The 6,207-nt window shown below is 33.4% G+C and carries 7 protein-coding genes and 1 pseudogene; 3 read left to right on the top strand and 5 right to left on the bottom strand.

Annotation, left to right across the window (positions count from 1 at the left end):
- The 5 genes from RM539_RS18215 to RM539_RS18195 all read right to left on the bottom strand — a co-directional run.
- The coding region (locus RM539_RS18215; RefSeq protein WP_311504853.1) for a RiPP maturation radical SAM C-methyltransferase at positions 1-833 on the bottom strand (833 nt) is incomplete at its 3' end.
- Between the two features lie 4 nt (positions 834-837).
- Positions 838-1,323: a hypothetical protein gene (locus RM539_RS18210; RefSeq protein ID WP_311504852.1), complete on the bottom strand. Its 486-nt coding sequence runs from the start codon at positions 1,321-1,323 to the stop codon at positions 838-840.
- Between the two features lie 65 nt (positions 1,324-1,388).
- Positions 1,389-2,441, bottom strand: a complete 1,053-nt coding sequence (locus tag RM539_RS18205; RefSeq protein WP_311504851.1) for a hypothetical protein — start codon at positions 2,439-2,441, stop codon at positions 1,389-1,391.
- Positions 2,438-2,863, bottom strand: a complete 426-nt coding sequence (locus RM539_RS18200; RefSeq protein WP_311504850.1) for a hypothetical protein — start codon at positions 2,861-2,863, stop codon at positions 2,438-2,440. The genes RM539_RS18205 and RM539_RS18200 overlap by 4 nt, the downstream gene beginning before the upstream one ends.
- 925 nt (positions 2,864-3,788) lie before the next feature.
- Positions 3,789-4,541, bottom strand: coding sequence for a hypothetical protein (locus tag RM539_RS18195; protein WP_311504849.1), 753 nt, complete (start codon positions 4,539-4,541; stop codon positions 3,789-3,791).
- Between the two features lie 329 nt (positions 4,542-4,870).
- Here RM539_RS18195 and RM539_RS18190 point away from each other — a divergent pair, with 329 nt between their 5' ends.
- From RM539_RS18190 to RM539_RS18180, 3 genes and pseudogenes are all read left to right on the top strand, one after another.
- Positions 4,871-5,158, top strand: coding sequence for a hypothetical protein (locus RM539_RS18190; protein WP_311504848.1), 288 nt, complete (start codon positions 4,871-4,873; stop codon positions 5,156-5,158).
- Positions 5,158-5,442 carry a hypothetical protein gene (locus RM539_RS18185; RefSeq protein ID WP_311504847.1) on the top strand — a complete coding sequence of 95 codons (285 nt, stop codon included), beginning with the start codon at positions 5,158-5,160 and terminating at the stop codon, positions 5,440-5,442. Before RM539_RS18190 ends, RM539_RS18185 begins: the two co-directional genes overlap by 1 nt.
- Positions 5,429-6,196 (top strand): annotated as a pseudogene (locus RM539_RS18180) (TraG family conjugative transposon ATPase); the annotation flags it as partial. The gene RM539_RS18185 and the pseudogene RM539_RS18180, both read left to right, overlap by 14 nt.
- Between the last annotated feature and the right edge of the window lie 11 nt (positions 6,197-6,207).

The raw sequence follows: 6,207 nt of genomic DNA, 5'->3' as shown, positions 1-6,207 counted from the left end.
CAACCTCTTGAAGATTCAATTGATAAAACATTTGGTCTAATTTCTACTTTATTCTCTTGTTTAAGTATTTCAAGATTTTGAAAGTAGCTTCTGTAGTTAGGATCAGGACTATCATTCAACTGAATTTTCACTCTTTGAGTAGTTGTTAAATTATTATCATTATCTCTAAATACGACGTTAGGAATTTGATCTATTGGTTGTTTACCAACAGATAGAAAAGCCAATTTTGAAATCACAGGTTCACCATCGCCCTGCGCTACAATATCTACGAAACGAAATGAATTTAGAATTTGATGACCAACAATCCCTTCAAGTCCATAACCCCCAAAACAAATTAGTGTTTTTGGCATTCTCTCCTTAACTAATTTGGCAAGAGCCAAATTGGCTATGGTTTGATCAAACATACATGTAAAACCAATCATGGTGTACTGATTTTCTTCTATGACTTTGACGCAGTCATTCAAAAATTTCGGCATTATTTCATTTCTTATTTTAAAAATAAAATCAAAATATTCTGCACGAGTATTCAAATTAGATAGTACATTGCCATCTCTCAAAAGATAGTGGAATGTTCTATCTAAGACCTGAATTTGGTCAGATGAGATGTTTTTTTCAAATATTCCTGAGAATAAAAACTCATTTATACCTTGAATATCTGCTAAAGAACTATATGTTGATGCTTTTAGATATTTAAATAAGAAAATGTTAAAATATTTTACATCATTTTCTATAGAATCATTATTTAGAACAGCACTTAATATTGAAAGCCCTAATGATGGTTCTTGATAAGGTGCCCAAGGCATTGAAACCAATAATACTTTGGGGCATAACATAACATTATAATTTTTCCACATTTGAAAAATCGATAACGGGTAGTTGCTCATCACCAATGGAATTAGCTCCTAACACTACTGCAATAGCTACTGAAATAATAGCAATCTTGACTCCAGCTACAGGGTTGATATCTGGATTAATAAAATCTCGTAAATCAATTTTGTCTAATTCATCTTCTATATCTGGGGATATTGATAAACCTAATTCATTAGCAACTTCCCTAGGTTTATCTTTCCAGTCAAGAACATATCTGCCATCCTTCAAAACTTCTTTGATAAAATCTTTACTACCACTACTCAAGGAGTTTAACTGATTTTTAATTGGGTTCTCATCTAATCCTTTTAACTGTTCAATCTCTTTCACTCCTAGACTTGTCCCCATTTCATCACTCAATTTTTGAGGACTTGAGAGAATTTCGTTTAATTTTTTTCCTTGAGATAATGAGAATTGAATGAAATTTGCAGTATTAAAATCAATAGGATATTTCATGACATTTGATTTTATTATCGGATCATCTACTTCACAAAATTTTAGTTATTATCAGTTGTATTTTGTTAGTCCACCTTAGCTATTTGTAATGTCCACTGAATGAATGGTCCAAAGGATATTTCTTCTTTTATTCCTTCAAATTTTTTGATAGGTACACCAGCTCTAAACTGATTTTTAGGATTTATTTTAAATTCCAAATATGGTGTAATGGCTAATGTTTCTGTGATGCCATTCTTTACAAAATCTATATTGGAAACAGCATCTTTAAATTCAATTGACGCCCCCCCTACAATCGAAGGAACAAATAATGTTTTAAGATAATCTGGAGTTTTACGATACTTTTTATTGAGTACACAAAGCCTTTGGGCAAATGAAAAACTTCCGCCCAAATATTCAACTTGTTTTTCATTTTGTTTGGGGCTTGCCAAGGCAGAACTGTAATGACCATTAATACTTATTGCTGTTTTTGAAGAGAAAATATAGGTAAGGTACATTGAAAAATTATTGCTTTCCGTTACAAAATAGTTATCAATGACATCGTCATTGTCCAAATCAACCTTATCACCACCAATAACCTCAAAAAGTGATATATTATATCCGATCGTTACCTTAAAACTTTTTCTCAATAGCTTTTCATAAGTTTCAGCATAAGTAGAATCCATTGAATAGTAGTATTTTGATTTGTAAATTTCGTATTCATAATCTTTCTCCGTTTCGCCTTTTGGCCTTTGGGCAGGGAATCCACTAAATGCTTCATTTAAGATTCTCGTTCCTCTCTTTGAAAATGGAGAAGAACTATCAAAACCAATACCCAAACCAAATGTTGAAATGCCATTTTTTTGAGCAATATTAATTTTTGTTTCCCTAAGAAATCCAATATTTTTAGAAGTCATTAATTTAAGGGGAAGGAAAACTATTTTTTGCAAATTATCTTCTTTGCTTACCTGAATGTTTGTAGTTAGAAGTTCGTATGTATTCAGATTAACTGCATTATAGATAGCGGGCTCACTATTACTCCCAAGAATAGAATTAAAAATATGTCCTTTGGTCGGCATTTCTTGACTATACCCTTTTAAAGTTAGTAACATTATCGTCAATATCAAAAGGTTTCTACTCATTGGATTTTGTGTTTAATGGTTTCTTCGAGCCTACTTCCTGAATCCAATTTGTTTGTTTTTCCTGTGTCTTTGGGTGATGCTTGAAAACCAATAGTTGGATTAGTTTGAGACAATATTACTATTAATTTTGGAATGGAAACAATAGCGAAAACTCCGAAGCTTACTTCAATTTCTGTATTCTCTTGAAAATTCCCAATATGAAAAGTATAAGCTCCACTTGAGTTATTTAAACTAGCCCCATTTAACAAGTCAGTAATCTTTTCGTTGTATTTTAAATGAAGTTTATAAAACAGAATTTGTCGGTTTTTTGTCCACCTAAAAGTTAGGCTAACGTCTGACTTATTCATTTCTTCGTTTAGAGTTTCTAAAATATCTTGCTCATTAAAATTGGAAAGACTTAATGTTTTGAAGAGATGTTTCATGATGAATTTTTTTAATAATGTTACCAACTAACGGCTAACTTTAATATGACTATATATACAATGAGCATTATAGATTAGGTGATAATCTAATCTTTCCCTGCAACTCCGAGCGCGCTTTTCTTCCCCACTTCCCTCTTTCTTCAATGTTTATCAACAATAGAATTTTCAATTCAACTAGAATTTCTCTTAAATTTATAATCAAATTCGAATAATTAAATTTAAAAAATAAATATTTATAAGATGCTGGTTGTCAGAAAAATATGACTTATTTTTAGATCAATTCTTTACTTTTAAAAAAAAAGAGGGTGTAAATAAATCTGTCTGAATGAAATTAATCAATAATTTCATTCAGATAGAATTATGACAACAAAAGGACAACAACAATTTGAGAAGATGGTACTTGGCCAGTTCATGTCGGGCAACAGTCATTTTTGGTGCAGACAAGGCTTTTGAACGATGCTAAAGAACGTTATAGAGAAAGCCCTTCAGGAAGAAATGAACTCCCTTGGATAGCGATGAGCGAGCTAAAGGGAATAAACGTAATGGCAAGGGAAGGAAAAAGTTTAAAGTGGCTTTGGATCTTTTGCTATTGAAACTTCTGAAGATCGTCATAGCAGCTTCCAACCGGAACTGGCTGATAATCTTTCAGAAAAAATCATCGGTTTATGCTCAGTTGATAAGGTGAACTGTAAATTTTTAGTTCACTTCTTTTTTCAAAACACCTTTGAAATAGCTGTGTAGCTTCATTTAAAAAGAATTCCACTGCAAAGGGGTTGTATGCCAAAGAAGATACATTTAGTTGATTCTACTCCTCAATTAGGTTGTCGTGTTCAATTTCTTTTTTGACGTTAATTATTGTTGAATTGTAAGAACTGGTATTACCTCAATTAAAATGTCTACTATTATTTCATTTTTTGCTGCCATATTATTTTGAATTTTTTTCACATTCATAACTTTTATCTTTAAAAATTGTTTCTCCCTTTACCAGCCAAGAAAAGCCGAAACACTCAACTGCTAAAGCTTCCATCCAAAAAGTTAATTGATGCTCTTGGTAAAAATCTTCTGGAATCATTCCACAAAAGTCTCCTAAGAAAATTACAGCCATTGAAACTATCATGATTACCCCGCACACTCTGTATATCCTATTTCTAAGTATTTTTTTTGTTCCTCGTTCATCTTTTGTTTGATTTGATTTTGTAAAAAGACATATTGACATAAAGGATAAACTTCCAAGAAACACGGCTGCCGATATATAATGAAAGGTTTCTCGAAGTTCATTTTTTGAGAGAATAGTTACAGAGTATGATTTCGTTGCATCTTGACAAATTTCAGTTATATTTCCAGTAGGAAACATAACTACAAAAAGTGCTGTAATGCCCGCTATAAGTGATACCAAAAGGTCGATAGGTTCTTTCCCCTTGTAGATTATAAGGAAAATTGATAATATGCTCATAACTCCGATTAATATTCCTGAAACTCTTGTGTAATAGTAATGACTAATAGAATTCAAAGGACCTGCAAAACCAGAGAAGATAAACAGCGAAAAAATAAGAATGAATGGTAATGCCATTCCTAAAATACCTATTGTTTTTCTGAGAGTCTTGCTGTTGGTTAGCCATATTTCGTTTTCTTTGGTGAACTCTGCTTTAAGAAATGCAGGCATTTTAGTTTTTTTCATATTTGGTAGTGGTTTGTTTAGAATTTACAACTAATTAAAGCTCCTCTAATAAATTAATAAGTAGTCTAAGTCTTTTTTATTGGGCGAAGCAAATCTTTTACAGGATACAAAAGATTCCGCCGTTTCCTCCTCTCACTTTTCCTCCTGCTTTTATAGTTATTAACAACAGGTTCCAAATTTCTCCTTCAATTTGTTCTTATTTGAGACCAAATTGCAACAATTAAATATAAATAATATTTTGTTCACAAACTGCTGGTCGTCAAAAAAATAGGTTTGATTTTGAGATAAATTTCGGAGAAACGAATTATTCATTTTTAATCCTATTCATTATGAAAAAATCAATCTACCCAACAATTGTTTTTTTGCTGTTTTCAATTCCTCTGTTTGCGCAGATTGGCGGAATTGAAAATTCCGTGAACGAAATTGCAGATACTATCCGGACAATATTCCCCATTCTTCTTGGGGTTATTTTCCTGGTGGGCTTCCTTTTCAATGCCGGGCATTTCTTTGGTGAAAACACAGATCTTAAAAAAGGGATTACTCGAGTGCTAGTCTTTGTGCTTATTGCAGGGGCAGTAGTTGGAATCTTTGGTTACTTAATAGGTATCGTGGTATAATGAAACGCTTCGAGATCTATAGAAACATCAGGAAACGGGCCATCATATGGGGATTGCCTGTTTCCCTATTTGCCCTAATGATGATAGCAGTGGTAGGATCCCTGTTGGTAATCATCTTTTCCTTCAGTTTTGGAGTTGTAATCACTGCGCTTGCTTTCAATTGTTTGCTGTACATAGGGCTAACCCGCTTTGCCAGTCAGCCGCAGTTATTCCAGTTTGCGAGGGTATTTCCTTCTTCAGTTACAGCTAAACGTTCAATCCAGGTTTATTATGAGCAAGATTAACCTCGCAGCTTTCCATCCTATAGCAGATGTTCAGGCTAATACCATCTTTGCCGGCAATGGCAATGTCGTGTTAGCCTATGAAGCTGTTCTTCCAGAAATCTACTCCTTGTCTGAAAATGAAATCCCTCCCCACAGGAATGGTAGTGCATAAGCAGGATATTTATCTAAAGCGGAATTATTCTTCAGAAAAGCTTCCCAATAAAACTTTCCTGGAAAAGGCCACGTGGTCACACTTTAAAGACCGGGAATATACAGAACATCGAAGTTATCTTTTCTTTATTAGAACAAGTCGCTGAACAATCCAAAATATGTGAATCCATTTCAAAAGATCAGTAAGAAAATTACTGCTGATCTGGATGAAAACATCAGGAGATTTCAAAATGCCGTTAATGATTCTGTTTCTTTCTTGAACAACAGCAGGAAACTGGAACTTCTTCCTCTTGAAGAGGAGGAAATAACCTGGCTTACCCGGGGATATTTCAACGGGTTTAATGAAGGAATGGATACCAACATTCTTTTGGAAAAGAATGATATCAGTATTGGTGATCATAATTTTGATGTCCTGGCAGTAAACAGCGAATTATGTTTTGGAGAGAGTGTTCAGACCAGTAAAACCAATGACAGGTTTACTTCTGATGATTTTGTTTTCCACCAGGGCTTTATAGATGGGCTGGGACTGAATTTAAAGGAGAACCATATTGTAAACCAGATTATTTACCTGGACGACAAACAAAAATGGAGAAAGCTGCTGGATGCGATCCATAA

Origin of the sequence: Autumnicola musiva (assembly GCF_031846585.1) — a bacterium.
GTDB classification, from domain to species: domain Bacteria; phylum Bacteroidota; class Bacteroidia; order Flavobacteriales; family Flavobacteriaceae; genus Autumnicola; species Autumnicola musiva.
The sequence above is the reverse complement of the archived record's forward strand: the minus strand, read 5'-3'. Positions and strand labels throughout refer to the sequence as shown.

Coding starts and splice junctions, on each gene's coding strand:
- RM539_RS18200 (WP_311504850.1), bottom strand. CDS start 2,863: ATGAAACATCTCTTCAAAACATTAAGTCTTTCCAATTTTAATGAGCAA.
- RM539_RS18205 (WP_311504851.1), bottom strand. CDS start 2,441: ATGAGTAGAAACCTTTTGATATTGACGATAATGTTACTAACTTTAAAA.
- RM539_RS18195 (WP_311504849.1), bottom strand. CDS start 4,541: ATGAAAAAAACTAAAATGCCTGCATTTCTTAAAGCAGAGTTCACCAAA.
- RM539_RS18185 (WP_311504847.1), top strand. CDS start 5,158: ATGAAACGCTTCGAGATCTATAGAAACATCAGGAAACGGGCCATCATA.
- RM539_RS18210 (WP_311504852.1), bottom strand. CDS start 1,323: ATGAAATATCCTATTGATTTTAATACTGCAAATTTCATTCAATTCTCA.
- RM539_RS18190 (WP_311504848.1), top strand. CDS start 4,871: ATGAAAAAATCAATCTACCCAACAATTGTTTTTTTGCTGTTTTCAATT.